Below are 26,409 nucleotides of genomic sequence, written 5' to 3' on the forward strand. Positions count from 1 at the left end.
GGAAGAGGACAAAAATGAAAAGGGGTTCTATGCTTGGATATTTTATGGGGATATGTACTTGTTTTTGTATTGGCTGCTTTGCCTTTTTTTGAAGTGGTTGGTGTTGTTCCACTGGCCATCTTAGGTGGACTGCATCCTGTGACAACGGCTGTAATCGGATTCATCGGCAACTTTCTCACAGTCTTGCTCCTCATTGTTTTCGTAGACCGCTTCAAAGCATGGCGGTTGAGAAGAAAAGAGGACAAAAGTGATGAAAAAGGAGAAAAAAAGCAACTGCGAGCCAGAAAAATTTGGGAACGATATGGTCTCCCGGGATTAGCGCTTATTGGTCCTTTTATCATCGGCAGTCATCTAGCGGCATTTATGTGCATGAGCTTCGGGACGAAGAGAAAGCAAGTTGCGGTGTGGATGACAGTCAGTTTAATGATGTGGACGGCGCTGGCAGCTAGTTTAACCGGTGCGGGAATCCATTACTTTGCCCCAGATTCAAATGGATTGTTCGGTGATATTTTTAATCAGTAAGTGAGGGGGGATCATAAATGAAACTTCAAACACGCACAGTGCTTGAAACAGAGCGCCTTAGACTGAGAACGATGAATGAACATGATGCATCATTTTTATATGACATGTTGTTCCAAGATGAAGAAGTAATGAAGTATTATCCTTCTTTGAAGGATGAGCAGCAGACGAAAGAGTGGATTGCATGGAATCAAAAGAATGACCGTATGTATCATACTTCTCTCTGGATCATTGAAGACAAAGAAACGAATGAACCACTTGGACAAAGCGGGATTGTTCTGCAAAACATTGAAGGACAAACAGAACTTGAAATCGGCTACATGCTAAAAAAAGCAGCGTGGGGAAATGGCTATGCTGCTGAAGCCGCAAAAGGCTGTCTCACCTATGGTTTTGAAGAAATGAAGGTCAGACGAATGGTGAGCTTAATCCGCCCAGACAATGAAGCATCGGTAAAGGTCGCTTTAAAAATGGGCATGAAAAAAGAAAAAACCATTTCAAAATGGGACCAAATCATTGATGTATACAGCATCACCCGCAACGAAGAAAACGGCTCGCTTACAAAATAAGCAGAGCCGTTTTTATTTTATATCCGCTGTTCTAGCTGAAGTAAATATTTCTTACGTTCAACCCCGCCGCCGTAGCCGCCAAGCTCACCACTTGTTTGAATGACGCGGTGGCATGGAATGATGATCGCCAATTGATTGGCACCATTTGCATTCCCTACCGCCCGGACCAAATGCGGATCGCCCAGCATCACAGCAAGATCTCGGTATGAACTTGTTTCGCCTGATGGAATGCGTGTGAGCAGGTCCCACACCTTCATTTGAAAAGGGGTACCATGCATGGAAAGTGGTACGGTAAACTGCGTCAGTTTTTTCTCGAAATATAAGGTCAATTCCTTTACCAATTGTTGGTGGATGTTTGTTTCCCCAACTAAAATACGAGCATGATGCTTTTTTCTCAATTTCTCAATTTCCTTTTCTAGTCCCCGCCTGTCCATAAATTCCAGTAAATACACATGCGCGGCATCTGTCACGCTGATCATGCGTCCAATCGGTGTGGAAATAAAATTAGCGTGGAGAATCTTGGTCTGCGCCTTTTTAGGGGGATTTCCCATGATTTTCGTAAAGGCATCATTGAAGGCACTCGAAGAATCATAGCCCAAGGCGACCTGCTGATCAATCACTTTTTTTCCATTCATAATTTCTTTAAAGGCAAGCCCCATTCGGCGTGATCTCGCATATTGAACAAAGGTCATGCCGTAGATTTCTTTGAATTTCCGCCGGGCCGTTGCAGAGTGAATCCCTAACTCGCGAAAGTCCTCTTCTTTCCAGCGTTTTTCAGGATGTGTTTCAACTGCTGAAACGAGTGTTTTGACTTCTTCTGGAATGCTGTTTGGATAGGTTAATGGAGTGCAGCGCTTGCACGGACGATACCCTGCTAGCAGTGCTTCCTCTGCTGTAAAGAAAAACTCACAGTTCTCATATTTTGGTTTTCTAGCGGTACATGTGGCATGGCAGAAGATACCGGTCGTCTTAATGCCGGCGAAGAATGTGCCGTCATATTGCGGATTCTTGTCAACCAGTGCTTGATAAAATTCATGTTTCTGTTCGTCGGTTATCATCATACGATCCACCTCTTGGTTTCATTATTTGGGCCGATACAACGGATGATCTATAAATGCAGCATCCTAAAGTTGAACGTTCATCACATCAATCTGAGTTCATTATACCAGCGATATGATCGTTCCTTTAACGTCTGAGCGTGTCTAACTTGGTCCTTCTTCCATATTTTTTCTGTTTTAGTTCATATACTTTAGTTGTTTCTGTTTCATTTCTTCATAAAATGTTTCAACTTCTTGTTCGTAAAGAACGGTCTCCATGTCCTTGTATTTACGCTTGATCGTCAATGTAATAAAAAATAAATGGATTGTCATATACGTTCATTTCCCTTCGGTTAGCAGCACGCAAATATCCCGCAGATCTTCTTTATCAGTTGATCTGTTTCTAACACTTAGTATACGCCGGTCCGAAATCATTTCTTTCGAAAAATGAACAAGTATATTTGAAGAGGGAGAGCAAACTGGTAGACCGGCATATTGGGGTGTGATAAGATTTTTAATACAGAATCTGCTCTAAGTCAGGTCTGTTTATCATGAATTGGTTTTCTAGGGTTCCGTGCGCTGGCGCAGTCTGGACCGAGAGAAAACACATAGGGTCTTAGAAGAGGCCATATGGACACGGAGGGATAAAAGCCCGGGAGATTTGATCAAACGATCGATTTCCAGGCTTTTTTTGTTGGTTGGAATCGTTCAGAAAGGAGAAGATCAGATGAAATGGGGAAATGTCTTTATTGCGGCCATCTTTGAAGTCGGCTGGGTGATGGGGCTGAAATATGCCCACTCGCTCATAGAATGGGGCGCAACCATCGTTTGTATTATCGTGAGCTTTTATTTACTCCTGAAAGCAACAAGTGTACTCCCAGTTGGCACACTTTATGCCGTTTTTACCGGGCTTGGGACAGCAGGAACCGTCGTCATAGGCATGGTGCTTGGTGAGCCGGTTCAGCTTGTCAAACTGCTTTTGATTGTCATGCTTTTGTGCGGTGTATTAGGACTGAAGCTGACAACAGGTGAAAAGAAGGGAGAGGCTGAATCATGAGCTGGCTTTTACTTATTGGAGCAGGCATCTTAGAAATGTTTTGTGTGACCATGATGAACCAATTCCAAAAAGACAAGCATGTCAAATGGATTTTATTCATTGCGGCTGGCTTTTCGATGTCCTTTCTGATGCTGTCTCTTGCGATGAACACGATTCCGATGGGAACGGCGTATGCCATTTGGACTGGAATCGGAGCTGCTGGAGGCGCCATCGTCGGTATGCTGTTTTACGGAGAATCGAAAGACGCAAAACGTATTTTCTTCATCGCACTGATTTTATCTGCGGCAGTAGGATTGAAAATCATTGAATAAGAAAAGGCTGGCAGATAGATGCCAGCCTTTTGTTACATCGAATGATGATTGGAATCGTTTTCATTTTTGCGGTAAAGCTGGCTCACAAGCAGAAAACACACACCAAATGTGAGAAAAGGAATGAGTCTTTCACCGGCTATAAAAAGGAAAATACCTGTGATTAGACAAATGATGCCGAGCCAAAAGCTCACTTTTCCAAACAAAGTCATACTTTTCATCTCCATCACTCCTTTTATGATAAAAGGTCTATTCACATTATATCACGATAGGTGCAGAATTGAATGAATATTCAATGAAAAATAGGGCTCTACATTGCTTTTTCTCTTTCCAGTCCAGTATAATATTTCATTAGAATGAAAACGTAAATGAGGTCATGATACATGAGAACTTTGATAACAGAGAAACTTGAATTACACAGACAAAAGCATGAGCAAAAAGGAAGATTGCTTGTCAGCTGCCCGGATCAGCCTGGAATTGTATCAGCTGTCTCTTCCTTTTTATTTGAGCACGGAGCAAATATCATTGAATCCAGCCAATACACAACAGATCATGAAAGCGGCCGGTTCTTTTTAAGAATTGAATTTGATTGGAAAGACATCTCGGCAAATATGGATCAGCTGAAGCAGCAGTTTGAACCAATTGCAGCATCTTTTCAAATGACGTGGAGCATGTCGCGTGCAAGTGAGCTGAAAAAGCTGGCAATCTTTGTGTCAAAAGAGCTTCATTGTTTACATGAGCTGCTATGGGAATGGCAAAGCGGCAATTTGATGGCTGAAATTGCGGTCGTCATCAGCAATCATGAAACGGCAAAAGATACAGTAGAAGCGCTTGGAATTCCGTTCCATTTTGTGAAGGCGAACAAAGACATTCGCAAAGAAGCGGAAAAACAGCAGCTCACATTATTAGAAGAGTATGATATTGATGCCATTGTGCTTGCTAGATACATGCAAATTTTAACGCCTGGATTTATAGAACAACACCCGAACAAAATCATTAATATTCATCATTCCTTCCTGCCAGCGTTTATCGGTGCGAATCCATATAAGCGTGCATATGAGCGAGGAGTCAAATTAATTGGCGCAACCTCTCATTATGTGACCAATGATTTAGACGAAGGACCGATCATTGAACAGGATATTGAGCGTGTAGATCACCGGGATGATGCGGAAGCTTTAAAAAATATTGGCCGAACAATTGAGCGGAGTGTGCTTGCACGTGCCGTCAAATGGCATCTAGAAGATCGAATTATTGTGCATGAGAATAAAACGATTGTATTTAATTGACCGCTTGACTTTTCCTTAGCAATTGGTGATAATATAAAAAAATTAACGAGCGTTGAAAAGGAATAGTAAGCAGGAACTGATGCGTAAAGAGAGCAAATGACATGCTGAAACATTTGCCGCAGACAGCTGCTGAACCTGCCCTTTGAGCCTTAGAGGAAAAATCTAAGCGCGTGCCTGGCGTTACAGGAGTTGAGTGGAATAAGCTAGAAGTATGCTTATTCAATGAAGGTGGTACCACGGAAAATCCCTTTTCGTCCTTTACATAAGGAGAAAAAGGGATTTTTTTGTGCCTAAAGGTATAGCGGAGGGAATCAATAATGAAAAAGCAAAGGATCGTCATCAAAATTGGCAGCAGTTCATTAACAGAGCAAAAAGGAGCCATTGATGAACAAAAAATGCAGGATCATGTGAAAGCGATAGCAAAGCTGAAAGAGGCTGGGCATGAAATTATTTTAATTTCATCAGGAGCCGTGGCAGCAGGGTTTGGCAGCTTAGGGTATCCATCAAGACCTGTGACCTTAAAGGGAAAACAGGCAGCAGCAGCCGTTGGTCAGGGCTTATTAATGCAGAAATATACAGAACTATTTTCACAGTTTCACATGACACCTGCACAAATGCTTTTAACCCGTAATGACTTTTCAGATCGAACAAGATATCGAAATGCTTATGCAACGATGATGGAGCTGCTAGAAAGAAAAATTTTACCGATCATTAATGAAAATGATTCTGTCTCCATTGAGGAGCTTACCTTTGGTGATAATGACATGCTGTCAGCTCTTGTCAGTGGATTAATTCATGCAGACCAATTGATCATCTTAACAGACATTAACGGTATTTATAATGCAAATCCAAATGAGCATCCTGAGGCGAAGCGTTTTGATGTACTAACACACATTTCTGAAGAATTGTTTTCATATGCGAAGAGCACAGGCTCAAAAGTGGGAACAGGCGGGATGAAATCAAAGCTGTCTGCTGCACAAACGGCACTTTCACTAGGCGTGAAAGTCTTCATTGGTACAGGTACTGGTGAGGATAAGCTGCTTCATATTCTAGCGGGTCAAGGAGACGGAACGTATATCGGAGAACAGGACTTATCAGCTGTTAACAACCGCCGTCAATGGATTCAATTCCATTCACCCGTTTCTGGGAAAATTATGATAGATGCAGGAGCGGAAGCGGCGATTTTGCATCATGGCAGAAGTCTTCTTCCAGCTGGCGTCATTGATGTCGCTGGTGACTTTTCTAAAGGAGAGGTCGTTGAAGTCGTCGGTCCGAATGGGCTAGTAGGTAAAGGACAAACCTTGTACGCATCCGATGAGCTTCTCAGTATTAAAGGAATGCGAAGTGATGAGCTTTCAAATGAGAAGCCTGAAGTCATACACAGAGATCACTGGGTACAGCATGTACAAAACTGAGGAGGGAATACGATGAATGAAGTTCTTGAAAAAGCAAAAAAAGCAAGTGTAGCCAAAGATCAGCTGCTCCTAAAAACGACGGAGCAAAAAAATGCAGCTTTACATGCCATCGCAACGGCACTTAAAGCATCTTCCGCTTATTTACTCGATGAGAATAAAAAGGATGTGCAGGCTGCAGAGGAAAAGCAGTTCACGCCTTCTGTTATTGACCGGATTACACTCACGGAAGAGAGAATTGAAGCCATCGCAGACGCGACCCTTCAACTCATTCACCTAAAAGACCCAATTGGTGAAACATTAGAAACCATTCAAAAAGAAAACGGTCTGTACATCGAAAAGGTGCGTGTGCCTCTTGGAACGGTTGGAATGATTTATGAAGCAAGACCAAACGTGACTGTAGATGCTGCCACCCTTTGTTTGAAAACTGGGAATGCTGTTATTCTTCGCGGGAGCTCCTCTGCCATCCATAGTAATAAAGCGATTGTGAAGGTGATCCATGAAGCGCTTCACACAACGGATATTCCAGTAGACAGTGTGCAATTGATTGAAGATACAGGCCGTGAAACGGCGAAAACGCTGTTCACTTTAAATGAATATCTGGATGTCCTTATTCCGCGCGGCGGGAAAAATTTAATTGATCTTGTTGTGAGAGAGTCTACCGTGCCAGTGCTTGAGACAGGTGCAGGGAACTGTCATATCTACATTGATGAAACAGCGAAAAACGAAATGGCTGAGCAGATTGTGCTGAATGCTAAAACCCAAAGGCCGTCTGTTTGCAACGCGATCGAGAGCATTGTCATTCATGAAACATGGGCAAAAACATATGGCGCTTCGTTATTTGAAGCCCTTCATGCAAATGGGGTAGAGATACGGGGCGATGAAGCTGTATGTGTTCTTGCGCCAAGTGCTTCATTAGCGACCACAGAGGACTATGAAACAGAGTTTTTAGCGCCGATTGTCAGTATTAAAATCGTAGCCAATATAGAAGAAGCGATTCAGCATATACAAACGTATAGCTCCAAGCACTCTGAAGCGATCATTACGGAAAATGATCAAAATGCGTCACTTTTCTTAACAGCTGTCGACGCTGCCGCTGTCTATCATAATGCCTCTACTCGGTTCACAGATGGCTTTGAATTTGGCTACGGAGCAGAAATAGGCATTAGCACACAAAAACTGCATGCAAGAGGACCTATGGGTCTGCCTGCCTTAACCTCTGAAAAGTTTGTCATTCGCGGTCAAGGACAAATAAGAGAATAACGAATTCAAAAGAGAGTCTTGTGACAAAAGGGCTCTCTTTTTCCTTTCATTTTTGTATTTCTTCGGTCAAGTATGATAAAATATGGTAATGTTTTATATTTTGAGAAGATTGGAGAAGGCAACGTATGGCGAAAATCATTCCCTCTTCGGATATTGGAGTGAAAATCAACAAGTGGTATGAATTAATCCGCAGATTTGATTCAGAACAAGCAGAACAACTAAAGCAGGAAATTCGCACCTCTCTTGATTCAATGGAAGAAGATCAGAATTTGCTTCTCTATTTTTCTTTAATGGAATTCAGACATGAGGTCATGCTCGATTATTTAAAGCCATTAAAGGAAGGAAAGCTTCGCGCCAACTTTTCCGAGCTTTCGAAAGAAATAGATGAGCATCAAACACATGTCACAGGCATGCTTGAATACTACTATCATTTTTTCAGAGGCATGTATGAATTTGGCCGTAGGCAGTATATTGCTGCCATCTCGTCTTATCAAAAGGCAGAGCACAAGCTTTCTTTTGTGTCAGATGATATTGAACGTGCGGAATTTCATTTTAAAATGTCAGAAATATATTATCACATGAAACAAACACATATCTCGATGCATCATGCCAAACTGGCGCGAGATGTCTATATTCAGCATGAGCTATATGCGCTTCGCACGATCCAATGCGAATTTATTGTGGCAGGTAATTATGATGATATGAGAAGACATGAAAAGGCATTACCACATCTCGAGAGAGCGCTTGCGAGATCAAGAGACTTTCAAAATGTGCGTTTTATTGCTTCCTCTTTGTTTAATATGGGCAACAGTTATTACCGAATGGGCGATCTTGACCGCGCACTCGAACTAATGAAAGAATCCATCTCGTTATTTGACCAAAATCAATCCGATCACCTTCGTCGATCCATAGACCCTCTTTATACAGCCGCTCAGATATTATACAAACAAGGCAAACACGAAGAAGCCTTACACTACAGAGAAGAATGTATGAAGCGAGCAGAAGTACTTCAAGATGACATTCATATTCAAAAGACGATATTTTTAGAAGCATTGTATTTAAAGCAAGATGCGGAGCATATTAAACAAATTTTTCATTTTTTAGAGTCTGCCTATGCATATCCAGATATAGAGGAGCTGGCATTAGACACCGCAAAGTATTATAATGAAATGGAAGATTATGAAAAATCTTCCATGTTCTACGGAGAAGCGGAACATGCTCGAATCTATATTCAGAGAGGGGATTGTTTATATGAATTTTAAAAAATGGGCAGTCGTCTGTACAAGCATCACCATCCTGGCGTTATGGCTGGCAGCAGCAAATGCCGACCCGGATAACAGAAATCATACGCTACAACAACCAAATGCGCAGCATGACATCATCTAAAAGCCCTTATTAAGGGCTTTTTTTACTGTGTACATAAAATAGAAGAGAAAGGAAATCTTAAAAAAAGAGTGTGTATTCGTTGACTCTTGAATTTTAATTGTGTACAATTCAATTGTAGAAAATATTATTGTAGAGAAAGAGGGTTATATACATGTCAGAAGTTTTATTTACTGCAACGGTATCAGCTGTAGGAGGAAGAGAAGGAAAGGTTGTTTCAACTGATGGTGTGCTTGAGCATGATGTAGCAATGCCTGGAACACCAAGAGCGAAAAAAATTGAAAAAGCAACAAATCCAGAGCAATTATTTGCAGCAGGCTACTCTGCATGTTTTGATTCAGCCCTTCAAATGGTCGCAAGACAAGAGCGTATCCGTTTTGAAAGTGAAGTAACAGCACATGTGAGCTTAGTAAAAGACAGTTCAGATGGCGGCTTCAAACTAGGCGTTAAGTTAGAAGTAAAAGGAACTGGAATCGAGCAATCAGCATTAGATGAGCTTGTTCATAAAGCACACGGCGTATGCCCATATTCAAAAGCGACTCAAGGAAATATCGAAGTAGAATTAGTAGCTGTCGCACAATAATTGATATCATAAAAGGCTGAGGGAATGTTCCCTCAGCCTTTTGATTGTGTTAATTTTTGCAAAAGCTCATGCAAAGAGGCGCGCAGCGTTTTTAACTCTTCTTCCGATCTGCCTGTCCCAGACAGCATCTGAAATGGAATTGCAGTAGCCTTCTCTTTTAGTTGCTCGCCATATTCCGTTAAACGAATTTGCACAGAACGTTCATCCTCTTTCGAGCGCTCGCGGATGATGAGTCCGTTTTGCTCCATCCGTTTCAGCATAGGTGTGAGTGTACCGGAGTCTAAATATAAAAGCTCTCCCATCGTTTTCACATTTAATGTCCCATGCTCCCACAATAAAAGCAGTGCCAAATATTGCGGATACGTAATGTCTAACTCTTCTAATAACGGTTTATACTGCTTCGTCATCTCTCTTGAACTTGCATATAACAAGAAACAAAGCTGATTTTCCAGCTTCATATGCTCGAATTCATTTGTCATGTCAGTCACCAACTATTTTTTGTCATACTTATCATTGTATAAGATTTTCTTCTTTTTTAAAATAAATACAGCCCAAAAACGAAAAAATTCTTTAATGTGCGATAAATGTTTGAGAAATGGATAGAACGTGAAAGGAATAAATAGATAAAGGAGGAGATGAAGATGAAACCATTATTCACAGCAAAAGTAAAGGCACAACATGGAAGAGCTGGACATGTTCGTTCAGAAGATGGTGTGCTCGATCATAACATTGTCATGCCTAATGCAAAGAAAGACGGAGAAACTGGTACGAATCCAGAGCAATTATTTGCAGCGGGCTATGCAGCTTGTTTCGGAGGGGCACTTGAACAAGTAGCGAAAAAGCAAGGGGTCAACATTGAATCAGAAGTCGAGGGACATGTCAGTCTTTTAAAAGATGAAAGTGATGGCGGATTTAAGCTTGGTGTCAAGCTGATTGTATCTGCAAAAGGCCTTGACCATGACAAGGTGAAAGAGCTTGTTGAGGCTGCGCATGAATTCTGTCCATATTCAAAAGCAACAAGAGGGAACATCGAAGTAGAGCTTGAAGTGGCTGAATAAAAAAGGTCCTCTATCACGCTGAAAAAAAGAAACACCTGCTGATGAGCGCAGGTGTCTTTTTTTAATATTCTTTCTTTTGTTCGTATGTTTCCCATGCTTCAAATGGTGCAAGGGTTTTTTGAAGTGTCAGCTGATAAAATGGAATATTTCTTGATTCGTAATCTTTATTGATTTCTTCATAAATAAACGAGTCATCAAAACCAGAAACTGCTGCATCCTGATGTCCAGCAGCAAAATAGACCGCTTTTGGTCTAGCCCAGTAAATAGCACCAAGACACATCGGACAAGGCTCACAGCTTGTATATAAAATACAATCTTCTAATTGGTATGTATTCAGCGTTTGGCACGCCTTTCGAATGGCTGTGACTTCAGCATGTGCGGTTGGATCATTTGTTGTTGTCACATTGTTGCTTCCCTCGGCAATAATCTGTCCATCCTTGACAATGACTGCTCCAAAAGGGCCGCCAGTACCACTATTGACTCCTTCTACTGCAAGATCAATTGCGCGTTGTAAAAAATCTTCGTGATTCATTGTCTTCCTCCCTTTGTTCGACTGACTTCTCTAGTATAAACGAATCATGCTAGAAAAGGAAACCTCCAAGTAGATGGTCAAACAGGACAATTTGCACATAAAAATCCCCCGCCATGATAGCAGGGGAGAGGAAATCAATTATGCATGCTGCGACAGCTTTTTACGAGCGACTTCAGCCGCCGTCACCATGTTTTTCAAAGCAGCAATGGTTTCAGGCTCTTGTCTCGTTTTTAGTCCACAGTCAGGATTCACCCAGAAGCGATCTGTCGGGCATACGTTCAGCGCATCATCAATGATTTGACTCATTTCTTCGACAGATGGAACGCGCGGGCTATGGATGTCATATACACCAAGTCCGAGGCCTTTCAAATACGGATGCTTCTCTAAATAATCGAGGAATCCGCCATGACTGCGTGAATGTTCAATTGTGATCACGTCGGCATCAAGGTCTTCGATCGTATCGACAATATCCTCGAAGTTACTGTAGCACATATGTGTATGAATTTGCGTTTCATTTTGAACAGATGATGTTGATAGACGGAACGACTCTGCTGCCCAGTTTAAATAGTCTGCCCAATCACTTTCTTTGAGCGGAAGACCTTCTCTTAGCGCAGGTTCATCCACTTGAATAACTTGAATCCCTGCTTCCTCTAACGCTTCTACCTCTTTACGTAATGCGAAAGCAATCTGGAAGGCAATGTCTTTTCGGGTGATATCTGTTCTTGGGAAAGACCAGTTTAAGATGGTGACAGGACCTGTCAGCATTCCTTTGACCTTTTTCTCCGTTAAGCTTTGTGCATAAACCGTTTCTTTCACGGTCATTGGCGCTGTAAACTCGACATCTCCATAAATGATTGGCGGCTTCACGCAGCGTGAGCCGTAGGATTGCACCCAAGCAAATTTCGTAAAGGCAAATCCGGCTAGCTTTTCACCAAAGTATTCAACCATGTCTGTACGTTCGAATTCTCCATGTACGAGAACGTCCAGACCGATTTCCTCCTGAATATCAATCCATCTTTTTGTTTCTTTCTTAATAAATTCATCATATTCCGCATCTGTCCATTCATTTTTACGCCATTTTTGACGAGCACTTCGCACTTCAGCAGACTGCGGGAAGCTGCCAATGGTTGTTGTTGGCAAGAGTGGCAGTTCAAGAGATTCGTTTTGGATACGAAGGCGCTCTTCAAAGGCAACTGGACGCTTAAAGTCTTTCGATGAAAGATTGTTGCGTTCTGCTGTGAAATCCGCATTGGTTCCTTTTGCAAATTCTTTTAAAGTAAGAAGTGCTTGCTTGGCTTCATTGATGGCGGCTTCAATCGCCGCAGCTCCTTTTGTTAAGCCCTCTTTTAATGTTGTTAATTCAGCCAGCTTTTCAGTAGCATAAGACAGTCCGTTTAATAGTTTTTCTTCAAGCTGTTCGCTTGGGTGTTTTGCAACTGGTACATGCAGCAAACTGCTTGATGGCTGCAGCCATACTTCCTTCGGCTGAGCGTCAGCAATGACCTCAGAAACGAATGACAATCTTTCACCAAGATCTGATCTCCAAATATTTCTTCCATCAATGACGCCTGCTGCTAAAATTTTATCTTTCGGGAAGCCGTGCTTTTTCACTTGATCAAGATTGCGTCCTTGATCATGGACAAAATCAAGACCGATGGCTTCAACAGGATATGTGACAAGCTCTTCATACGCATCTACTGAATCAAAGTAGGTTTGAAGAAGAATATTTAAGGCAGGTACGGCTTCTTTGATTGTTTGATAGATTTCTTTGACGGCTTTCACGTCTTCATATGAAGCTGTGACAAGTGCTGGCTCATCAATTTGTACCCATTTGACGCCAGCTTCTTCAAGTTCTTTTAAAACTTGAGTATAAAGCGGGACGAGACGCTGCTGAATCTCTTTTACTTCATTTGGTTCATAGCCTTTAGAAAGTGAGACAAATGTATAAAGACCAAGTACGACAGGTTTTGTTTCAACACCAAACGCCTTTTTTACCTTTTCGTAAGCTTCAAGCGGTTTGTTATGTGTGAGTTTGAATTCGGTGGTTTTTTCGTATTCTGGAACGATGTAGTGATAGTTTGTATTAAACCATTTTGTCATTTCACTTGAGACAGCATCTTTTGTTCCTCTTGCCATCGCGAAGTATGTATCTAGCGGGTCTTTTAAGCTGCGGAAGCGCTCTGGAATCCAATTGAACATGACAGCAGTATCGAGCACGTGATCGTAGAAGGTAAAATCTCCAGAAGGAACAACATCAATTTGTTGATCAATTTGCGTTTTAATGGCAGTTAAAAATTGTTCATCCAGTGTGCTTAAGAGGGTTTCACGGTCAGTTTGACCTTTCCAATAAGACTCAAGTGCTTTTTTCCATTCTCTGTTTAAACCAATTCTCGGAAAACCTAGATTACTTGTTTTAACAATTGTCAATTCCAATTCCTCCTCTAAATATAAAAAGACATTTACACTCATGGTGAAGATTGATGAGGGCAAATGTCTGGTTTAAAAAGACAAAATGTGTGTGCGAAATAAGGCGTGAGCAGAACTGACGCTTTTTCCCGACATCTCCTATCAACCGTAGGGGGTTTGATGTGATAGAGCGGCTGGTATCCTGGCTGATGAATCTGCAAGCTTTTCATCCTTCCCGTCCTTATGACAGTGGATTCATAAGAAAAGCTCTCCTCACTCACAGTGGCGGGACCGCGCCGGATTTTCACCGGTCTTCCCAATTAAAATTCGACGTGTGATCGAATTACCGACTCTCAAACTATGAATTTATTGTGTTCGATTATATAACGTCCATTTCATTTCGTCAAAGTAAATTTTGAATAATTTTAATTAAAAAAATCCTGAGAAAATTCTATCTATTCTCAGGACCTCTATTCAAGCTATAGAGATAAAAGATCTGCTTCCAATGTTTTTTCTAAAAGGACATCAGGCGCAGTTAAATATAAAAATCCATTTCCGACGAGGGCTTTAGATTGCTTCAGTGGAAGGGTTCTTCTGACAAGCTGAGCATAGACCTCAGGCTCTGTCAGCTTACGCTGGAACGCTTCTTCTTCGGCATTTTTAATAATGGCTAGTGCACCGCTCACGTGAGGGGCAGCCATTGAGGTGCCTGTGAGTCTGCCATATTTATGGTTAGGAAGAGTGGATAAAATGTCTTCTCCTGGAGCGACGAGGTCGATTTCTTTATTGGCGTTGGAGAATTCAGAGGATTCTCTTGCAAGGGAGACAGAGCCGACGGCAATGACTTCATTGTATGCTGCTGGGTAGGAGAATTCTTCTGTACGCTCGTCCCCGTCCCCTTCATTTCCTGCTGCGCACACAACAAGTACACCGCTTTTCACTGCATTTTGAATGGCTTCCTGCAAGGCGGGCTCATTGCTTGGACCACCGAGAGACATAGAGATAATATCCACCTTTTGCTCAGCGGCATAGTTGATGCCATTAATGATCCATTCGTATTTCCCGCTGCCATTTTCACCGCCAAGAACTTTCACGATCAGCAGCTTGGCTTCAGGGGCAACCCCTAGAATTCCGCCATTTTGATCTGTTGCTGCAATCGTTCCTGCTACATGGGTACCATGCCCGTTGTAGTCTTTTACATTTTCAGCATCTCCATTGTCATCATCGGTAAAGTTCTTGCCTCCGATAATCTGATCTTTTAAGTCGGGATGCTCTGTGTCACAGCCTGTATCAAGGACAGCAATGGTTATGCCTTTTCCTTTGAAGCCACTTGACCAAAGTTCGGGTGCTTTAATCTCCTGAATACTTTCCGGCGTCTCTTTCGCTTCCATCACATTGGCTTTTACTTCATACGGAATTAAGCGAATTTCACCTTTCATAAGAAAGCCCTCCTTATTTTGTTTTCAAAGTAGATTCAGGCTGCGTAATGTTATTGTATAAAAGAAACTTTTGATCGGAAAGGGTCAATTGTAATAATTTTTCAAATAATCAATCTATTATCAAAAGTGCAGTTCTCCTCACATCTTGACGAAAGAACTCAGCTTTTGAGGAAAACTCTTGATATCATATGAAAAAGAAGGAAATGCTGCATAGTGAGCTTGCACCTGTATAGATGAAAATGGGTGAAAAGGACTAAAAGAGGCAAACTACATAACAATGAAATCAGGAGATGATAAATAGAAGGGAAGGAAGAGCACAAGCGAGGGGCGAATGATTGTTTTTTTATGATAACGTTATATAAAATAAAATGTAAAAAGTATTTGACATTTATCGGAATGATGCTATGATTTTAAATGTAAAGAGTTTTTTACATTTTGATGGAGAGGGGACGAATAAATGGATGTTGTAAAAATTGTGTATTCAGTTATATTATTACTGATCGGACTGTTCATCTTTATTGCACCAATGATTCAAAAAGGTGATGAGAGAAAGAAATTTATCTACTCGAAAGCTCAATCCTATGCTTTTATGGTGGTAATCGGTATACTGGTATTAGAAGTCGCACAGGCCATATTTTATATGATTCAAGAAAAAAATTCTTATAAAGGTTTTGGAGTTTCCCCTATCATGTTTTTGACTCTGATCTCAATCATATATTTGTTTTCATTAATCATTTACAGAAAAAAATATGGTGATTAAATGCAAAATCATATTAGAGAACTCAGAAAATCTTTTAAATTATCCCAAGAAGAACTGGCTAAACGTTGTAAGGTCTCAAGACAAACCATAAATGCCATTGAAAATGATAAATATGATCCTACTTTACAATTAGCCTTTGACATTGCAACTGTTCTGGATACCACAGTAGACGAGCTTTTTGACAATAATCCTAAAACGAAATAAATAAAAAGCCTCAAGAAAGAGGCTTTTTTTGTTGAGCATCTATTCAATTTGATTTCTCTGTATTTCGTGAGATTGAATGACTATGTTTAAAAATTGATGAAAATGAATACAGCTTTATTAAATATATGTTCCTTTTTTAAGTAAAAAAAGACGTGAAGTTTGTGACTGTTCCAAATGGGAAAGGCAACATATAATAATGGAAAGACAAGCTTGCCTTTTAGATAGGAGAGATAGAGATGAACAAAGGGAAGATACTCGTAGTCGAAGATGAAAAGAAAATTGCAAGGGTGCTGTCACTAGAGCTTGAATATGAAGGATATGAGGTCAAAGTCAAAGAGACAGGTATGAGCGGACTCCAGGCTCTTGAAGAGGAAAGCTTCGATTTGGTGCTGCTTGACGTCATGCTTCCAGAATTAAGTGGTCTTGAAGTGCTAAGAAGGGTTCGAAAGACAAATACAGCGACACCTATTATTTTGATAACAGCAAGAGGGAGTGTGCCTGATAAAGTAAGCGGCCTCGATCTTGGGGCGAATGATTATATTACAAAGCCTTTTGACATAGAAGAATTACTAGCGCGAATTCGTGCGCAGCTAAGGTTGAATATAAAGGCGCAAGAAGAAAAGGAAACGGAGCTTAGCATAGCAGATTTGACCGTCAACGAGAAAACAAGAGACATACAAAGGGCCGGGCAAATGCTTGAGCTCACACCGAGAGAATATGACCTGCTTGTCCACTTGCTGAAGCATCAGCAGCAAGTGCTTACAAGAGATCAGCTTTTAACAGCCGTTTGGGGCTTTGATTACTTCGGTGACACAAACGTAGTGGATGTCTATATTCGTTATTTAAGGAAAAAAGTCGATTACCCATTCGAAAAACAGCTGATTCACACAGTGAGAGGTGTGGGTTATGTGATGAAAGGATAAAGAATGAGATTAAAAAATAAAATTCAGCTTTATACATCGTTGTCCTTGTTTTTAATGGTGCTGCTGTTTCATACAGCCATATATTTTATTTTTTCGATGACCTTGACGCAAAAAGATATGTCCCGGCTGTCTGAGGTTGCTGAAAATATTGCCATTGCTTTAAAAAAATCAGAAGAAGAGGGTCTTCCATCCTCGGAGCTGCTGAAGGCGTACCTACCTCAAAATGGCATGATCCGTGTCGTGACAGAAAAGGGTGAGTCAAAGCTGACTGTCACAAAGGAATCAACGTTTAGCTCACTGCCTTTTACATATGAAACTGGTCAGACAGCAGAAATCAAAGAATACAACAAGCATATGGTTGCGTTCGCTGCGATTCCGGTTATTTGGACAAATGGGGAGATTGTGTCGCTCCAAGTATATGAAGAAATCGAAAATACGGAAGAGAATTTGGCGTTATTAAGAATGATTTTAATCGCTGCTGGCGTTTTAATTATAGTGCTTTCCTATTTTGCTGGCCACATTTTAACAAAACAAATCGTACGCCCTATTAGTAGAATGACGAGCACCATGAAGGCAAGTATGAAGGAGAAGGCGTTTAAGCGAATCAAACTAGCAGGCGATTCAAAGGATGAATTGTATCAAATGGGACAAACCTTTAATGAAATGTCAGAAATCCTCGAGAAACATTATGAGAAAGAGCAGCAATTCTTGCATGATGCCTCTCATGAATTGAAGACACCGATTACCGTCATTATGAGCTACAGCAATTTACTAAAGCGCTGGGGACAGACACGTCCAGAGGTTATAGAAGAATCCTCTCAAGCGATTCATGATGAAGCGAAAAAAATGAAAAGGCTGACAGATCAATTATTAACACTTGCGAAAAATGGTCAGCCGCTTTACTTGGACATGAAGCCAGTTGATCTTGGTCATTTATGCAAGCAGGTATGTCATACACTTGAAGTTGCAACGAATCGAACCATTGATCCTGATGTGCAAACAGATCAGCCGCTCGTCGCTGAGGGGGATGAAGAGAAAATCAAACAGCTTTTGACCATCTTGATTGATAATGCAGTTAAATATAGTACAGGGGCCGTTGATGTGACCTGTGGATGGGCGGGAGAGAAGCCGTATATTTCAGTCGTTGACCATGGGATTGGCATAAAAGAAGAGGATCTGCCGAAAATCTTTGACCGCTTTTTCCGTGTGGATGAAGCGAGAAACAGTGAGACGGGCGGAACCGGACTTGGTCTTTCAATTGCGAAGCAAATTGCGGAAGAGCACGGGGCCGAACTGAAGGTGGACAGTCGTATCGGCGAAGGGACAACCATGACCATTCTTTTTCAGAAATAAAATAGGTCTTTTCTCATCAATTTCTCATTTCCTCCTTATAAAATAGGAAATAGGAAGGAGGCGCTGCATGTCTAGAAAAACGAAAATGGTGCTTGCGCTCGCAGGATGTCTCGTCGTTCTTGCAGCCTTTGCAATGCTCATGATTCAAACCATTGATCAAAAAATATTAAGTGAAGCAGAAATCAAAAAAATCATCGCAAAAGACTACAATGGAAACATTACAAATATTGATTTAATCAATCATAAACAGGACTATACCTTGACCCTGGAAAATTCAAATGGGATCTATCAAATCATTGCATCTTCTGCAAGCGGTCAAATGAAAGAAATCAAGCAGTTAAAAAGCTATCAAAAGCCAAATGAAAAAAATGCTGAGCTTCTGGCAGAAGAAGCGGCTGTAAAAAAAGTAAGCGGTACGGTCATTCAAAAGAAAGAAAAGTCCGATCGTTTTATTTTTACGATCCAATCAAAAAAAGAATTATATCAAGTCGATGTCGACAAGCAAACGTTTAAGGTGCTTGAAGCAGAAAAGAAAAACCCAACCTCTAAAGAAAAGAAAATGACAAAAATCACGGTCGAAGAAGCCATCCGAATTGCAGTAAAAGAAGTCGGAGGGACAGTGGATGATGCTGATCTTGAAACATTTAGCGGTATGCTCGTCTTTGAGGTGGAGCTGGATTTGCCTGATGGGCGAGAGGCAGAGGTGCTTGTGAACGCATATACAGGAGACATTGAAGGTATTACGTACGAAAACTAATCCTTTTCTCATGATTTTCTCATGTTTCTTTCCTTCCTTTATCATCTTGTTTCTTTAAGATAAAGGAGAAATCAAATAGAGGAGGACATGAACATGATGAAAAAAGTACTAGTAGCTACAGCATTAACAGGAACTCTTGTCGCAGGTGGTTTCACACTTCAAGCGCAAAATACAAATCAAACAGCAAACGCCGAGCAGGTGGTGCAAAAGAAATCATCGTTTGTCTCAAAGAAACAAGCTGAAAAAGCAGCATTAAAAGTTGTGAAAGGCTATGTGGACGATGTGGATCTTGAGCGTAAAAAAGGAAAATGGGTGTATGAGGTCGAGATTAAAAAAGGCGGCTTTGAATATAAAGTATATGTCGATGCCAAAACAGGGAAAGCGCTGAATGATCCAGTCAAAGAAAAGAAAAAGAATGTGAAAATCACTAAAAAGCAGGCTGAACAAATTGCCCTTGCAAAAGTAAAAGGAACAGTCACAGATTCTGATTTAGATAAAGAAAATGGTGTGTACTTGTATGAAGTCGAAATCACCACACCAAACGGCGAGGAAGTTGATTTTGAGATTTCCGCTAAAACAGGCAAAATCCTGAAGCAAGAATGGGATGATTAATACGGCAGCAATCCTAAGATAAATTTGTATGCGGTCTGAACCAATGGTTCAGACCGTTATTTTTGCTTAAAAGATGATATTCAAGTACAAATGAATATCATCTTTTAAACTAAATAGCGTACTTCCATGTATCTGTCCACCAAGCATGTTAATGCTTTTTATGTTGATTGCTTATCATTTCAGTTGTTCTTAAAAACGTCTCAATCTCTTGAATAGTATGACAATGGAGAGGTGATATTCTAATAGCCCCTTTCATTCCAAAGGAATCCAGCATCCTTTTAGAATAAATGCTTGTATTCAACCTTTCATATACGATCACACCGTGCTGTTCATATTGTCTTACTGCATCCTCATGGTTTGTTCCTTCTATCGATATGGCTACGATGAAATCTCTTTTTGATAAATCATGGTCATCAAGATGCACGGTAACTCCTTTGATTTCTCTTAGCCCTTTTACGTTGGGTGTCCCGTCTAGCATTATTTTTAATAAAGACCTTTCTTGTTTTCCGATAGCTTCCATACCTGCTGCGAATAACTGTCGTCTGGCATTCACTGTTGTAAAATGACCTCCAAGCCAGCACACATAATCAACAATTGCGCTAATAGCCGCATAATGAGCAGGTGCTGGAGTTCCTAGACCCCATTCAGTTTCTTTCTTTCCTTTTAACTTATGATGAGGGAGAAGAGCAGCTCTTTCCGATAAATAAGCAATCCCGCAGCCTCTAACACCAAAAAATTTATATGGAGCAAAATTTATCACATCCACAGGTGTTTTTTCAATATCAATTAAACCATGAGGTGCATGTTGAACGGCATCAACCATGATAAATAAGTTTGGTTTCTTTTTTCTTGCCTCTTGTACAATTTGTTCAATATCTAAAATAGCACCAGAGATATTCGAAGCATAGATGACGCTTAGAAGAACAGTATCTTGATCGATTAATGCCAAGATGTCTTCTACGTTCACTCCACCTGTTAAAGGATTAGACTTGGCCACTCTCAGCTCTTTGTTTAATTTATTTGCATAAAAACTAGCTGCGTCGTAGGCTGCTGGATGTTCTAAGGATGTTGTGACAATATTTGTTCCTTGAATATGTTCTGCAATGATACCCGTAGTTTGAAAGATAGCCTGTGATGCTGTCAGATATGTGGCGAAGCTTCCTTGTTTCACGTTAAAAATGGTTTGAAGATCAACAATCCCCTTTTTTTGGATATCAATCAAGTGTTTTGCAGCTTTATGATTTCTTTCAGAACAATCTGGGATGCCATCAATGATTGAAAATATATGATTTGCCTGTTTTAAACGAAGAGAGCCACCTGCATTGTCAAAAAAAAGTCGTTCCTTTTTTAGGATAGGATCCTCATCAATATATAAAAATTGTTCTCTTACTTTTTTTAATAAATCATTTGAAAAGTGCATGTTCAGTGTAGATTCGCTCATCATCATATCCCCCAATATTCAATTTTTATACTTAGTATTATACATTGTGTTATCAATCAATGGCTGTACCCTAATCAGAGAGAGCTTTTTTCTGTAAACAATCATTCATTTTTAGCTAAAGCGACGGTTATCAGCGCATTGCCAATGGTGACATTCGCCGCACCTTTATGAGTTCAGCTGTTTTGTACTAATCACTCCTTACACTTTCATGTGTAAGGTTTTTTCATTGGGACAAACTACGGGAAAGGAGGCGAGAGAATATGAAGAAAAAAGAAGAAGAGCAGACAATGGACCATGCGGAATATGTTCCGCATCCTGATGGAGAAGGATATGCTTTGTTTTTGCATGATTCCTTTCATCTCCTCTCCCAAGAGGATATGAATCAGCCAGAAGAGGAATAAAAGACATGAAAGGGCGATAGTCTACTTTGTCTATCGCTCTTTTTTTCAAAAGTAAGCGAATACATAAGGGAAATTGGCATCTTGCTTATTGACATCACTGCGCTTTTTCTGTAATCTCAGTGTGTCAACAATATGAGACTTCGTTAGGTGAGGCTCCTGTATGGAGATACGCTGCTGCCCAAAAATGTCCAAAGACGCCAATGGGTCAACAGAAATCATCGACATAAGGTGATTTTTAATGCAGCTGGATTTTTCCTATGCCATACAGTGCTAAAGCTCTACGATTGAAGGAGCAAGTGTTTATTTGTCATGCTTACAAAGCGCCTTCATTCGGTTGAAGGTGCTTTTTTATGAGAATAGGAGGTGTGGGGATGGATCATCCCGATTCGAGACACATAGAGGATATGTCAAAAGATCAGATTGAGACATCAGATAGAGGAGATCCTGATCCCCGCACATTCTAAGGGATTCGGGTATCTCCTGACTTTGGGGAGGTAACAGCGATGATACAAAATATTACGTATGATGAACTCATTTTACGCATCATTATTTTACTGAGAGATGGAAAACGAAAAGAATTTAAAAACATCATGGAAGAACTTCAGCCATATGATATGGCCTACTTATTTAAAGAACTTCCAGAGAAACACCGCGGCCGCTTCCTTAGCTTTTTACCAGTCGATGACGTGACAGAAATGATGGGTGAGCTGGAGCGGGAATATCAAGAAATTGTTCTTGAAAAAGTAGGTAAAGACAAAGCGACCTTCGTCACAAACAAAATGGATAACGATGATCTAGCCAACTTGTTTGATGAGATGGAGGATGAGCTAAAGGATCAGCTTTTATCTAACATGGAAGCAGAGGAATCCAAGGCCGTCCAGCTTCTTATGAATTATCCTGCTGAGACAGCGGGACGGATCATGACGAACCGTTATGTTTGGATTCCTCAGCATTTTACAGTGCAGGATGCCGTTGTGAAGCTGAAAAGCTTTGCTGAAATTGCGGAATCAATCAACTATTTATATGTGATTAATGATCAAAAACAGCTTGTAGGCGTTCTCTCATACCGGGATCTCATTTTAGGTGAACCGGATGAAAAGGTACAGGATCTCATGTTTACAAGAGTCATTGCCGTTGGAGCCTTTCAAGATCAGGAGGAAATCGCAAAGCTGATTGAACGATATGATTTCCTTGCGATTCCTGTTGTGGAAGAGAACAATGTTCTAGTCGGAATTGTTACAGTCGATGATATCATTGATGTTGTGATTCAAGAGGCGGGCGAAGACTATGAAAAGTTTGCTGCCTCTGGTAAAGATATCACGTTCGACACGCCGGCATTTGTGGCGGCATACCGCCGTCTTCCGTGGCTCATTTTGCTTTTGTTCATTGGGCTGATTTCAGGCAGTATTTTAAATTATTTTGAAGGTACCCTTCAGCAAGTCGTTGCTTTAGCGTTCTTCATGCCGATGATTGCCGGGATGACAGGGAATACAGGGACACAGTCTCTTGCCGTCGTCATTAGAGGGCTTTCAAAAGAAGAATTAACGAAAAAAACCATCATGCGCCTTATTTTTAGAGAGCTGAGAACGAGTATTTACATTGGGATTGTCTGCTCTATTATTATTACAGTCGTCGCAATGGTGTGGCAGGGCAATATGATTTTAGGTTTTGTTGTCGGTTCCTCACTGCTTGCAACACTGATTATTGGGACAATGGCAGGTACGGTCGTACCGATTATTTTACACAGATTAAACGTGGACCCAGCCATTGCATCTGGGCCGCTGATCACAACATTGAATGATATTTTATCCTTATTGATCTATTTTGGAATTGCAACAGCATTCCTTCATACACTGATGTAGCATGAAGACTGTAAAACGTGACGTTTTACAGTCTTTTTTGAATAAAGATTGCATATAGCGCTTCCATCCTTTACATTTTAAGGAGAAGGTGGGAGAGAAAAATGAAGAAGTTTTTATTCATTTTAATGTGCATTGTATTGCTAGGTGCATGTTCAAGGGAAGACGAGGGGAAAGACAGAAGACTAGTGGCTGCAGAGCATATGATTGAAGCGATTACCGAAGGAAATAAACAAAAAATAGAAAACATCTATGTTGAAGGTGCTGTCCCAAGCCCAAATGACATTCTAAAACTGAAAAAAGAATGGGGCATAGAGACGCTTTCTTATGATGATTTTCAATTGGAAGAAGCCAGCATTCACGTCTTTCATGCGAATTACGAAGATGAAAAAACAGGGGAGAAAAAGGCACTGGCCATGCGGGTCATAGAAGATCCTGAAAAAGGTGGTGTACGGATTGACTTTGTAGGACTCGTTGAAGGAACTGACACTTCCTCTCAATGAAAGCTAAAATAATTTTATGTAAAAAGGATAGAAGAGCTGAAAGAATGTCGCTCTATCTATCCTCTTTTTTACCACAAATGACCCGATCACATATGAGTTATGCCCAATAATTCCATAAACCGTGAGAGGGCACTGGTCATGTACGAATCGCGGCGCCTTATAAACACAGTTGGCACGATTCTGTGTGGTTCCGGTAAAGGATGACAGGTAAATCTGCCTTGCACCCGAGATTCAACCATAGATTTTGGTAATACGGTAACCCCTAGCCCGTTTTCAACGCATTTAAGCACGCCCTCTAAAGTGCCATATTCCATTACCTTCATCGGAGCAAAGCCATTGCTCTCTAACCATCGTTGCCAACGCCCCAAATAGATGCAATGCGCAAATGACGAAAGCAATGGTTCATGTAAAATTGATTCTACCTGGAATTCCTCCTGGGAGTAGCTTGTAATGAGAACAAGTGATTCTTCCAATACCGGATATTCAATAATGTCGGGATGAAGAATGGGCCCATCAACCAATGCACCGTCTACCTTGTAGTTGAGAATAGCATGAACCTGATCTACAGTAGGTGCCATATACATGCTTAATTCTACTTGTGAAAATGTCTTGTGATATGCTGCGAAAATGCTGGGCAATCTTGTCGAAGCGGTAGACTCTATAGATCCAATGTGCAAAGTACCTCGCGGAGTAGAGGAAAGCTTTACGGCCTCTATCGCTTCTTCAAAATCGTAGAGTAATTTGTTTGCATATGGCAACAGTTCTCGCCCTGCAGGCGTTAAGGATATCTTTTTGTGATATCGATAGAAAAGAGGAACACCTAATTCTTGTTCAAGACGCTGGATTCGTGCAGTGACATTGGACTGCACATAATTTAATTTCTCAGCAGCTTTTGTAACGCTTTGTTCAATAGCTACCGCTTTAAATATCTCCAAAGATGTAATATCCAAAACAATGCTCCTTTTGCATCACAAATTGTGATGAACTATACATTATTTTTTGATTTTACGTGATCCAACAGAATAAGTAAACTTAATAATATAAGAGGTTGATGCTCATTGTGTCCCTTGATGTTTATCATGAGGAGGAGAATTTGCAAGGTAGGGAGTTCTAGCTTACGAAAGATAAAAAAGACGTTTCCAAGTAAATGAGGAGGGAATCTATTGATTTCAAAGGTTAATATCCAAGAGAAATTTTCGCAAATAAATGATTATTGGAATCCTAGAATAAGTGGAGAGTTGAACGACTCATACATGAAAATGGTAAAAATTAAGGGTGAATTCATTTGGCATCACCATGATGACGAGGATGAAATGTTCTTTGTATGGAAAGGAAATCTAGTCATCCGTTTTAGGGATAGAGAAATAGCGCTTAATGAAGGGGAGTTTCTTGTGATTCCAAAAGGAATTGAACATCAGCCAATTGCTGAAGAAGAAGTTCATTTGCTCTTAATTGAACCAAAAACGACGCTGAACACGGGGAATGTGATCAATGAACGAACTGTTTCGATTCCTGAACGAATGGATAAACGCTAGATCGCCTGCACTTAACAATATACCTAAAACGCTATTTGATATAGTGTTGTTTCTTAGAATGAAATGTTGTGGAACGCCGCCTAAAAAAAGTAAACGGATGTCCTTGCTTATATAGCTTATTTCACTGAGTATGATTTGGCATTGCCAAGGGCTTTGGTTTGATAACGGAGACAGCAAAAAAAGCTGTCTCTTTTTCATTAAGCCATGACCAAAAATCAAGTGCGAACAAAGCCTAAAAGAGTCAGCTAAACTTTATTTGTTTATCGATTTTTGTACCGGAAGTGTGCGTTAATTTGACCTTCCAGCATTTTTTTCTTATATTGTCCGCTTTTTAATGCCTGTTCCTTTTTCTTCATGTCTTTCAAAATCTCCGCTGTTTGCACACCGTCTTCTCGTTTGTTGGCGATGTCCATTAATCGTTCTACATCAGAAAAAGAATATTTACGCGTGCCTCTTGTTGAGCGCTGGGGGTAGATGAGTCTGCGTTCCTCATAATATCGGATTTGCCTGACGGATAGCCCTGTTAATTCACTGACAATCCCGATTGAAATGACTTTTTTATCTTTATAAGATACATCTTCCTGCGTCATATACTCACCCCTGCAAGTCTTTTCTTCATATTATACAGAATGACAACGAAAAAAACCTATCGTTTGTTAGAAAATATAACATAAAAACATAAAAATGAAAAAACGATGGAAGGAAAGTTGACAACATATGTGAAGTGATTGCTACGCTTGCATATAATGATGATGAGTTGAAATAGGAGGAGGAGCACATGATGGAGCAAACACGGATCATCTGTATGGCAAAAGAAATCATCGCATTAGATATGAAGAGAGATGAATTACTGGAGCGATTCATGCAGGCTGCAGGTCAGAATGCGCATGCTCTTCTAAGAGCTGTACAAAATGATTTGTATAAAAGGTCTTCATAAGCACCTGCTCCAGATCAATTGATAGGAGGGGATAATCGGTGCGGCGTATCTTAACAGAAGCTTTAGCAAAGGAAAGACATTATTATACGAAGCAGCTCTGTTCATTAGGAGTGTACAGTCCTAGTGCGGCCAAGAAAATGACAATTAGTGACTTAAAAAAAGAGTATCACTTCTTTTTCAACAAAACAAAGCGTGATTTGTGAAAATCCCTTGAAATGTGCGCATGTCACATAAAGGGTTCTTTTTTTGTTTAATGTTATAGCAATATTGAATTT

The 26,409-nt window shown here is 40.6% G+C and carries 33 protein-coding genes, 3 riboswitches and 1 other annotated feature; of the genes, 23 read left to right on the plus strand and 10 right to left on the minus strand.

The genetic code is table 11. From position 1 onward, the window contains the following. Nucleotides 1–33: 33 nt before the first annotated feature. Together NSQ36_RS06240 and NSQ36_RS06245 are read left to right on the plus strand one after the other, a co-directional pair. Nucleotides 34–522 (plus strand): small multi-drug export protein, encoded by a 489-nt coding sequence (locus NSQ36_RS06240; protein WP_003211008.1) that lies wholly within the window; start codon nucleotides 34–36, stop codon nucleotides 520–522. Nucleotides 523–539: 17 nt separating this feature from the next. After that, entirely contained in the window at nucleotides 540–1,085 is a 546-nt protein-coding gene (locus NSQ36_RS06245) for a GNAT family N-acetyltransferase (RefSeq protein WP_137054731.1), read from the plus strand. A gap of 17 nt (nucleotides 1,086–1,102) precedes the next feature. On the opposite strand, the gene NSQ36_RS06250 is transcribed toward NSQ36_RS06245, so the two are convergent. Together NSQ36_RS06250 and NSQ36_RS06255 are read right to left on the minus strand one after the other, a co-directional pair. Then, on the minus strand, nucleotides 1,103–2,146 hold the full coding sequence (locus NSQ36_RS06250) for a trifunctional transcriptional activator/DNA repair protein Ada/methylated-DNA--[protein]-cysteine S-methyltransferase (protein WP_339207041.1): 1,044 nt from the start codon (nucleotides 2,144–2,146) through the stop codon (nucleotides 1,103–1,105). A 174-nt stretch (nucleotides 2,147–2,320) separates the two neighbouring features. Continuing rightward, nucleotides 2,321–2,455, minus strand: coding sequence for a YrzI family small protein (locus NSQ36_RS06255; RefSeq protein WP_003212325.1), 135 nt, complete (start codon nucleotides 2,453–2,455; stop codon nucleotides 2,321–2,323). A 220-nt stretch (nucleotides 2,456–2,675) separates the two neighbouring features. Beyond that, nucleotides 2,676–2,783, plus strand: a riboswitch (guanidine-I (ykkC/yxkD leader). A 66-nt stretch (nucleotides 2,784–2,849) separates the two neighbouring features. Here NSQ36_RS06255 and NSQ36_RS06260 point away from each other — a divergent pair. Both NSQ36_RS06260 and NSQ36_RS06265 read left to right on the plus strand, forming a co-directional pair. After that, nucleotides 2,850–3,179: a multidrug efflux SMR transporter gene (locus NSQ36_RS06260; RefSeq protein WP_003211810.1), complete on the plus strand. Its 330-nt coding sequence runs from the start codon at nucleotides 2,850–2,852 to the stop codon at nucleotides 3,177–3,179. Beyond that, complete coding sequence (locus NSQ36_RS06265) at nucleotides 3,176–3,490, plus strand: multidrug efflux SMR transporter (protein ID WP_003212530.1); 315 nt, start codon at nucleotides 3,176–3,178, stop codon at nucleotides 3,488–3,490. The genes NSQ36_RS06260 and NSQ36_RS06265 overlap by 4 nt, the downstream gene beginning before the upstream one ends. 32 nt (nucleotides 3,491–3,522) lie before the next feature. On the opposite strand, the gene NSQ36_RS06270 is transcribed toward NSQ36_RS06265, so the two are convergent. Beyond that, nucleotides 3,523–3,708 carry a hypothetical protein gene (locus tag NSQ36_RS06270; RefSeq protein ID WP_050945194.1) on the minus strand — a complete coding sequence of 62 codons (186 nt, stop codon included), beginning with the start codon at nucleotides 3,706–3,708 and terminating at the stop codon, nucleotides 3,523–3,525. Between the two features lie 162 nt (nucleotides 3,709–3,870). Between NSQ36_RS06270 and purU the strand changes: the two genes are divergently transcribed. From purU to NSQ36_RS06300, 6 genes are all read left to right on the plus strand, one after another. Further along, nucleotides 3,871–4,773, plus strand: coding sequence for a formyltetrahydrofolate deformylase (gene purU, locus NSQ36_RS06275; RefSeq protein ID WP_003212058.1), 903 nt, complete (start codon nucleotides 3,871–3,873; stop codon nucleotides 4,771–4,773). Nucleotides 4,774–4,816: 43 nt separating this feature from the next. Next, nucleotides 4,817–5,035: a binding site (T-box leader), on the plus strand. Nucleotides 5,036–5,090: 55 nt separating this feature from the next. Beyond that, nucleotides 5,091–6,188, plus strand: a complete 1,098-nt coding sequence (gene proB, locus NSQ36_RS06280) for a glutamate 5-kinase (protein ID WP_003211523.1) — start codon at nucleotides 5,091–5,093, stop codon at nucleotides 6,186–6,188. A 12-nt stretch (nucleotides 6,189–6,200) separates the two neighbouring features. Continuing rightward, nucleotides 6,201–7,448, plus strand: a complete 1,248-nt coding sequence (locus NSQ36_RS06285) for a glutamate-5-semialdehyde dehydrogenase (RefSeq protein ID WP_339207043.1) — start codon at nucleotides 6,201–6,203, stop codon at nucleotides 7,446–7,448. A gap of 125 nt (nucleotides 7,449–7,573) precedes the next feature. Beyond that, nucleotides 7,574–8,710 (plus strand): Rap family tetratricopeptide repeat protein, encoded by a 1,137-nt coding sequence (locus NSQ36_RS06290; protein ID WP_335355926.1) that lies wholly within the window; start codon nucleotides 7,574–7,576, stop codon nucleotides 8,708–8,710. Further along, a complete protein-coding gene (locus NSQ36_RS06295) occupies nucleotides 8,700–8,834 on the plus strand; it encodes a hypothetical protein (protein WP_003211284.1) in 135 nt (44 codons plus the stop codon). Before NSQ36_RS06290 ends, NSQ36_RS06295 begins: the two co-directional genes overlap by 11 nt. A gap of 151 nt (nucleotides 8,835–8,985) precedes the next feature. Then, a complete protein-coding gene (locus NSQ36_RS06300) occupies nucleotides 8,986–9,414 on the plus strand; it encodes an organic hydroperoxide resistance protein (RefSeq protein WP_044138892.1) in 429 nt (142 codons plus the stop codon). A 32-nt stretch (nucleotides 9,415–9,446) separates the two neighbouring features. On the opposite strand, the gene NSQ36_RS06305 is transcribed toward NSQ36_RS06300, so the two are convergent. Beyond that, entirely contained in the window at nucleotides 9,447–9,893 is a 447-nt protein-coding gene (locus NSQ36_RS06305) for a MarR family transcriptional regulator (protein WP_003212097.1), read from the minus strand. A 162-nt stretch (nucleotides 9,894–10,055) separates the two neighbouring features. On the opposite strand from NSQ36_RS06305, the gene NSQ36_RS06310 reads away from it, so the two are divergent. Further along, complete coding sequence (locus NSQ36_RS06310; protein WP_003212261.1) at nucleotides 10,056–10,472, plus strand: organic hydroperoxide resistance protein; 417 nt, start codon at nucleotides 10,056–10,058, stop codon at nucleotides 10,470–10,472. Between the two features lie 61 nt (nucleotides 10,473–10,533). Here NSQ36_RS06310 and NSQ36_RS06315 read toward each other — a convergent pair whose 3' ends face one another. From NSQ36_RS06315 to NSQ36_RS06325, 3 genes are all read right to left on the minus strand, one after another. After that, nucleotides 10,534–11,004, minus strand: coding sequence for a nucleoside deaminase (locus tag NSQ36_RS06315; protein ID WP_003212370.1), 471 nt, complete (start codon nucleotides 11,002–11,004; stop codon nucleotides 10,534–10,536). A gap of 138 nt (nucleotides 11,005–11,142) precedes the next feature. Further along, the gene (metE, locus tag NSQ36_RS06320) at nucleotides 11,143–13,431 is read right to left on the minus strand and encodes a 5-methyltetrahydropteroyltriglutamate--homocysteine S-methyltransferase (protein WP_050945189.1); all 2,289 of its coding nucleotides are present in this window, start codon (nucleotides 13,429–13,431) and stop codon (nucleotides 11,143–11,145) included. Nucleotides 13,432–13,584: 153 nt separating this feature from the next. After that, nucleotides 13,585–13,776, minus strand: a riboswitch (cobalamin riboswitch). Nucleotides 13,777–13,889: 113 nt separating this feature from the next. Continuing rightward, entirely contained in the window at nucleotides 13,890–14,849 is a 960-nt protein-coding gene (locus tag NSQ36_RS06325; protein WP_003210884.1) for a S8 family peptidase, read from the minus strand. 457 nt (nucleotides 14,850–15,306) lie between these two features. On the opposite strand from NSQ36_RS06325, the gene NSQ36_RS06330 reads away from it, so the two are divergent. From NSQ36_RS06330 to NSQ36_RS06355, 6 genes are all read left to right on the plus strand, one after another. Further along, nucleotides 15,307–15,609, plus strand: coding sequence for a hypothetical protein (locus NSQ36_RS06330; protein ID WP_050945188.1), 303 nt, complete (start codon nucleotides 15,307–15,309; stop codon nucleotides 15,607–15,609). Further along, nucleotides 15,610–15,813, plus strand: coding sequence for a helix-turn-helix transcriptional regulator (locus NSQ36_RS06335; RefSeq protein WP_050945187.1), 204 nt, complete (start codon nucleotides 15,610–15,612; stop codon nucleotides 15,811–15,813). A 236-nt stretch (nucleotides 15,814–16,049) separates the two neighbouring features. Next, nucleotides 16,050–16,736, plus strand: a complete 687-nt coding sequence (locus NSQ36_RS06340; RefSeq protein ID WP_253622684.1) for a response regulator transcription factor — start codon at nucleotides 16,050–16,052, stop codon at nucleotides 16,734–16,736. A gap of 3 nt (nucleotides 16,737–16,739) precedes the next feature. Then, nucleotides 16,740–18,089: an ATP-binding protein gene (locus NSQ36_RS06345; RefSeq protein WP_339207046.1), complete on the plus strand. Its 1,350-nt coding sequence runs from the start codon at nucleotides 16,740–16,742 to the stop codon at nucleotides 18,087–18,089. 67 nt (nucleotides 18,090–18,156) lie between these two features. Further along, on the plus strand, nucleotides 18,157–18,846 hold the full coding sequence (locus NSQ36_RS06350) for a PepSY domain-containing protein (protein ID WP_003211196.1): 690 nt from the start codon (nucleotides 18,157–18,159) through the stop codon (nucleotides 18,844–18,846). Between the two features lie 93 nt (nucleotides 18,847–18,939). Continuing rightward, entirely contained in the window at nucleotides 18,940–19,458 is a 519-nt protein-coding gene (locus NSQ36_RS06355; protein WP_050945185.1) for a PepSY domain-containing protein, read from the plus strand. A 148-nt stretch (nucleotides 19,459–19,606) separates the two neighbouring features. On the opposite strand, the gene NSQ36_RS06360 is transcribed toward NSQ36_RS06355, so the two are convergent. Then, nucleotides 19,607–20,899 carry an aminotransferase class V-fold PLP-dependent enzyme gene (locus NSQ36_RS06360; RefSeq protein ID WP_339207048.1) on the minus strand — a complete coding sequence of 431 codons (1,293 nt, stop codon included), beginning with the start codon at nucleotides 20,897–20,899 and terminating at the stop codon, nucleotides 19,607–19,609. A gap of 260 nt (nucleotides 20,900–21,159) precedes the next feature. Here NSQ36_RS06360 and NSQ36_RS06365 point away from each other — a divergent pair, with 260 nt between their 5' ends. From NSQ36_RS06365 to NSQ36_RS06375, 3 genes are all read left to right on the plus strand, one after another. Next, a complete protein-coding gene (locus NSQ36_RS06365) occupies nucleotides 21,160–21,300 on the plus strand; it encodes a hypothetical protein (protein ID WP_003212346.1) in 141 nt (46 codons plus the stop codon). A gap of 132 nt (nucleotides 21,301–21,432) precedes the next feature. Beyond that, nucleotides 21,433–21,596: riboswitch (M-box (ykoK) riboswitch) on the plus strand. 207 nt (nucleotides 21,597–21,803) lie between these two features. Then, nucleotides 21,804–23,162: a magnesium transporter gene (gene mgtE, locus NSQ36_RS06370; protein WP_003212108.1), complete on the plus strand. Its 1,359-nt coding sequence runs from the start codon at nucleotides 21,804–21,806 to the stop codon at nucleotides 23,160–23,162. Nucleotides 23,163–23,263: 101 nt separating this feature from the next. After that, nucleotides 23,264–23,662 (plus strand): hypothetical protein, encoded by a 399-nt coding sequence (locus tag NSQ36_RS06375; protein WP_003211828.1) that lies wholly within the window; start codon nucleotides 23,264–23,266, stop codon nucleotides 23,660–23,662. A gap of 86 nt (nucleotides 23,663–23,748) precedes the next feature. Here NSQ36_RS06375 and NSQ36_RS06380 read toward each other — a convergent pair whose 3' ends face one another. Beyond that, complete coding sequence (locus NSQ36_RS06380; RefSeq protein ID WP_050945183.1) at nucleotides 23,749–24,612, minus strand: LysR family transcriptional regulator; 864 nt, start codon at nucleotides 24,610–24,612, stop codon at nucleotides 23,749–23,751. Between the two features lie 213 nt (nucleotides 24,613–24,825). Here NSQ36_RS06380 and NSQ36_RS06385 point away from each other — a divergent pair, with 213 nt between their 5' ends. Next, nucleotides 24,826–25,197 (plus strand): cupin domain-containing protein, encoded by a 372-nt coding sequence (locus tag NSQ36_RS06385; protein WP_003211130.1) that lies wholly within the window; start codon nucleotides 24,826–24,828, stop codon nucleotides 25,195–25,197. Nucleotides 25,198–25,457: 260 nt separating this feature from the next. Here NSQ36_RS06385 and NSQ36_RS06390 read toward each other — a convergent pair whose 3' ends face one another. Beyond that, entirely contained in the window at nucleotides 25,458–25,787 is a 330-nt protein-coding gene (locus NSQ36_RS06390) for a MerR family transcriptional regulator (protein WP_012009715.1), read from the minus strand. A 191-nt stretch (nucleotides 25,788–25,978) separates the two neighbouring features. Between NSQ36_RS06390 and NSQ36_RS06395 the strand changes: the two genes are divergently transcribed. After that, nucleotides 25,979–26,134, plus strand: coding sequence for a hypothetical protein (locus NSQ36_RS06395; RefSeq protein ID WP_095117785.1), 156 nt, complete (start codon nucleotides 25,979–25,981; stop codon nucleotides 26,132–26,134). 38 nt (nucleotides 26,135–26,172) lie between these two features. Next, nucleotides 26,173–26,337, plus strand: coding sequence for a hypothetical protein (locus tag NSQ36_RS06400; protein ID WP_050945182.1), 165 nt, complete (start codon nucleotides 26,173–26,175; stop codon nucleotides 26,335–26,337). Nucleotides 26,338–26,409 lie beyond the last annotated feature (72 nt).

The organism is Bacillus sp. FSL W8-1143 (genome assembly GCF_037965155.1).
Lineage (GTDB): Bacteria > Bacillota > Bacilli > Bacillales > Bacillaceae > Bacillus > Bacillus pumilus.

Bases quoted from the DNA above. Each gene is read 5' to 3' on its own strand.
- NSQ36_RS06245 (WP_137054731.1), top strand. From the start codon at position 540: ATGAAACTTCAAACACGCACAGTGCTTGAAACAGAGCGCCTTAGACTG.
- NSQ36_RS06250 (WP_339207041.1), bottom strand. From the start codon at position 2,146: ATGATGATAACCGACGAACAGAAACATGAATTTTATCAAGCACTGGTT.
- NSQ36_RS06255 (WP_003212325.1), bottom strand. From the start codon at position 2,455: ATGACAATCCATTTATTTTTTATTACATTGACGATCAAGCGTAAATAC.
- NSQ36_RS06260 (WP_003211810.1), top strand. From the start codon at position 2,850: ATGAAATGGGGAAATGTCTTTATTGCGGCCATCTTTGAAGTCGGCTGG.
- NSQ36_RS06265 (WP_003212530.1), top strand. From the start codon at position 3,176: ATGAGCTGGCTTTTACTTATTGGAGCAGGCATCTTAGAAATGTTTTGT.
- NSQ36_RS06270 (WP_050945194.1), bottom strand. From the start codon at position 3,708: ATGAAAAGTATGACTTTGTTTGGAAAAGTGAGCTTTTGGCTCGGCATC.
- purU (WP_003212058.1), top strand. From the start codon at position 3,871: ATGAGAACTTTGATAACAGAGAAACTTGAATTACACAGACAAAAGCAT.
- proB (WP_003211523.1), top strand. From the start codon at position 5,091: ATGAAAAAGCAAAGGATCGTCATCAAAATTGGCAGCAGTTCATTAACA.
- NSQ36_RS06285 (WP_339207043.1), top strand. From the start codon at position 6,201: ATGAATGAAGTTCTTGAAAAAGCAAAAAAAGCAAGTGTAGCCAAAGAT.
- NSQ36_RS06290 (WP_335355926.1), top strand. From the start codon at position 7,574: ATGGCGAAAATCATTCCCTCTTCGGATATTGGAGTGAAAATCAACAAG.
- NSQ36_RS06295 (WP_003211284.1), top strand. From the start codon at position 8,700: ATGAATTTTAAAAAATGGGCAGTCGTCTGTACAAGCATCACCATCCTG.
- NSQ36_RS06300 (WP_044138892.1), top strand. From the start codon at position 8,986: ATGTCAGAAGTTTTATTTACTGCAACGGTATCAGCTGTAGGAGGAAGA.
- NSQ36_RS06305 (WP_003212097.1), bottom strand. From the start codon at position 9,893: ATGACAAATGAATTCGAGCATATGAAGCTGGAAAATCAGCTTTGTTTC.
- NSQ36_RS06310 (WP_003212261.1), top strand. From the start codon at position 10,056: ATGAAACCATTATTCACAGCAAAAGTAAAGGCACAACATGGAAGAGCT.
- NSQ36_RS06315 (WP_003212370.1), bottom strand. From the start codon at position 11,004: ATGAATCACGAAGATTTTTTACAACGCGCAATTGATCTTGCAGTAGAA.
- NSQ36_RS06325 (WP_003210884.1), bottom strand. From the start codon at position 14,849: ATGAAAGGTGAAATTCGCTTAATTCCGTATGAAGTAAAAGCCAATGTG.
- NSQ36_RS06330 (WP_050945188.1), top strand. From the start codon at position 15,307: ATGGATGTTGTAAAAATTGTGTATTCAGTTATATTATTACTGATCGGA.
- NSQ36_RS06335 (WP_050945187.1), top strand. From the start codon at position 15,610: ATGCAAAATCATATTAGAGAACTCAGAAAATCTTTTAAATTATCCCAA.
- NSQ36_RS06340 (WP_253622684.1), top strand. From the start codon at position 16,050: ATGAACAAAGGGAAGATACTCGTAGTCGAAGATGAAAAGAAAATTGCA.
- NSQ36_RS06345 (WP_339207046.1), top strand. From the start codon at position 16,740: ATGAGATTAAAAAATAAAATTCAGCTTTATACATCGTTGTCCTTGTTT.
- NSQ36_RS06350 (WP_003211196.1), top strand. From the start codon at position 18,157: ATGTCTAGAAAAACGAAAATGGTGCTTGCGCTCGCAGGATGTCTCGTC.
- NSQ36_RS06355 (WP_050945185.1), top strand. From the start codon at position 18,940: ATGATGAAAAAAGTACTAGTAGCTACAGCATTAACAGGAACTCTTGTC.
- NSQ36_RS06360 (WP_339207048.1), bottom strand. From the start codon at position 20,899: ATGAGCGAATCTACACTGAACATGCACTTTTCAAATGATTTATTAAAA.
- NSQ36_RS06365 (WP_003212346.1), top strand. From the start codon at position 21,160: ATGAAGAAAAAAGAAGAAGAGCAGACAATGGACCATGCGGAATATGTT.
- mgtE (WP_003212108.1), top strand. From the start codon at position 21,804: ATGATACAAAATATTACGTATGATGAACTCATTTTACGCATCATTATT.
- NSQ36_RS06375 (WP_003211828.1), top strand. From the start codon at position 23,264: ATGAAGAAGTTTTTATTCATTTTAATGTGCATTGTATTGCTAGGTGCA.
- NSQ36_RS06390 (WP_012009715.1), bottom strand. From the start codon at position 25,787: ATGACGCAGGAAGATGTATCTTATAAAGATAAAAAAGTCATTTCAATC.
- NSQ36_RS06395 (WP_095117785.1), top strand. From the start codon at position 25,979: ATGGAGCAAACACGGATCATCTGTATGGCAAAAGAAATCATCGCATTA.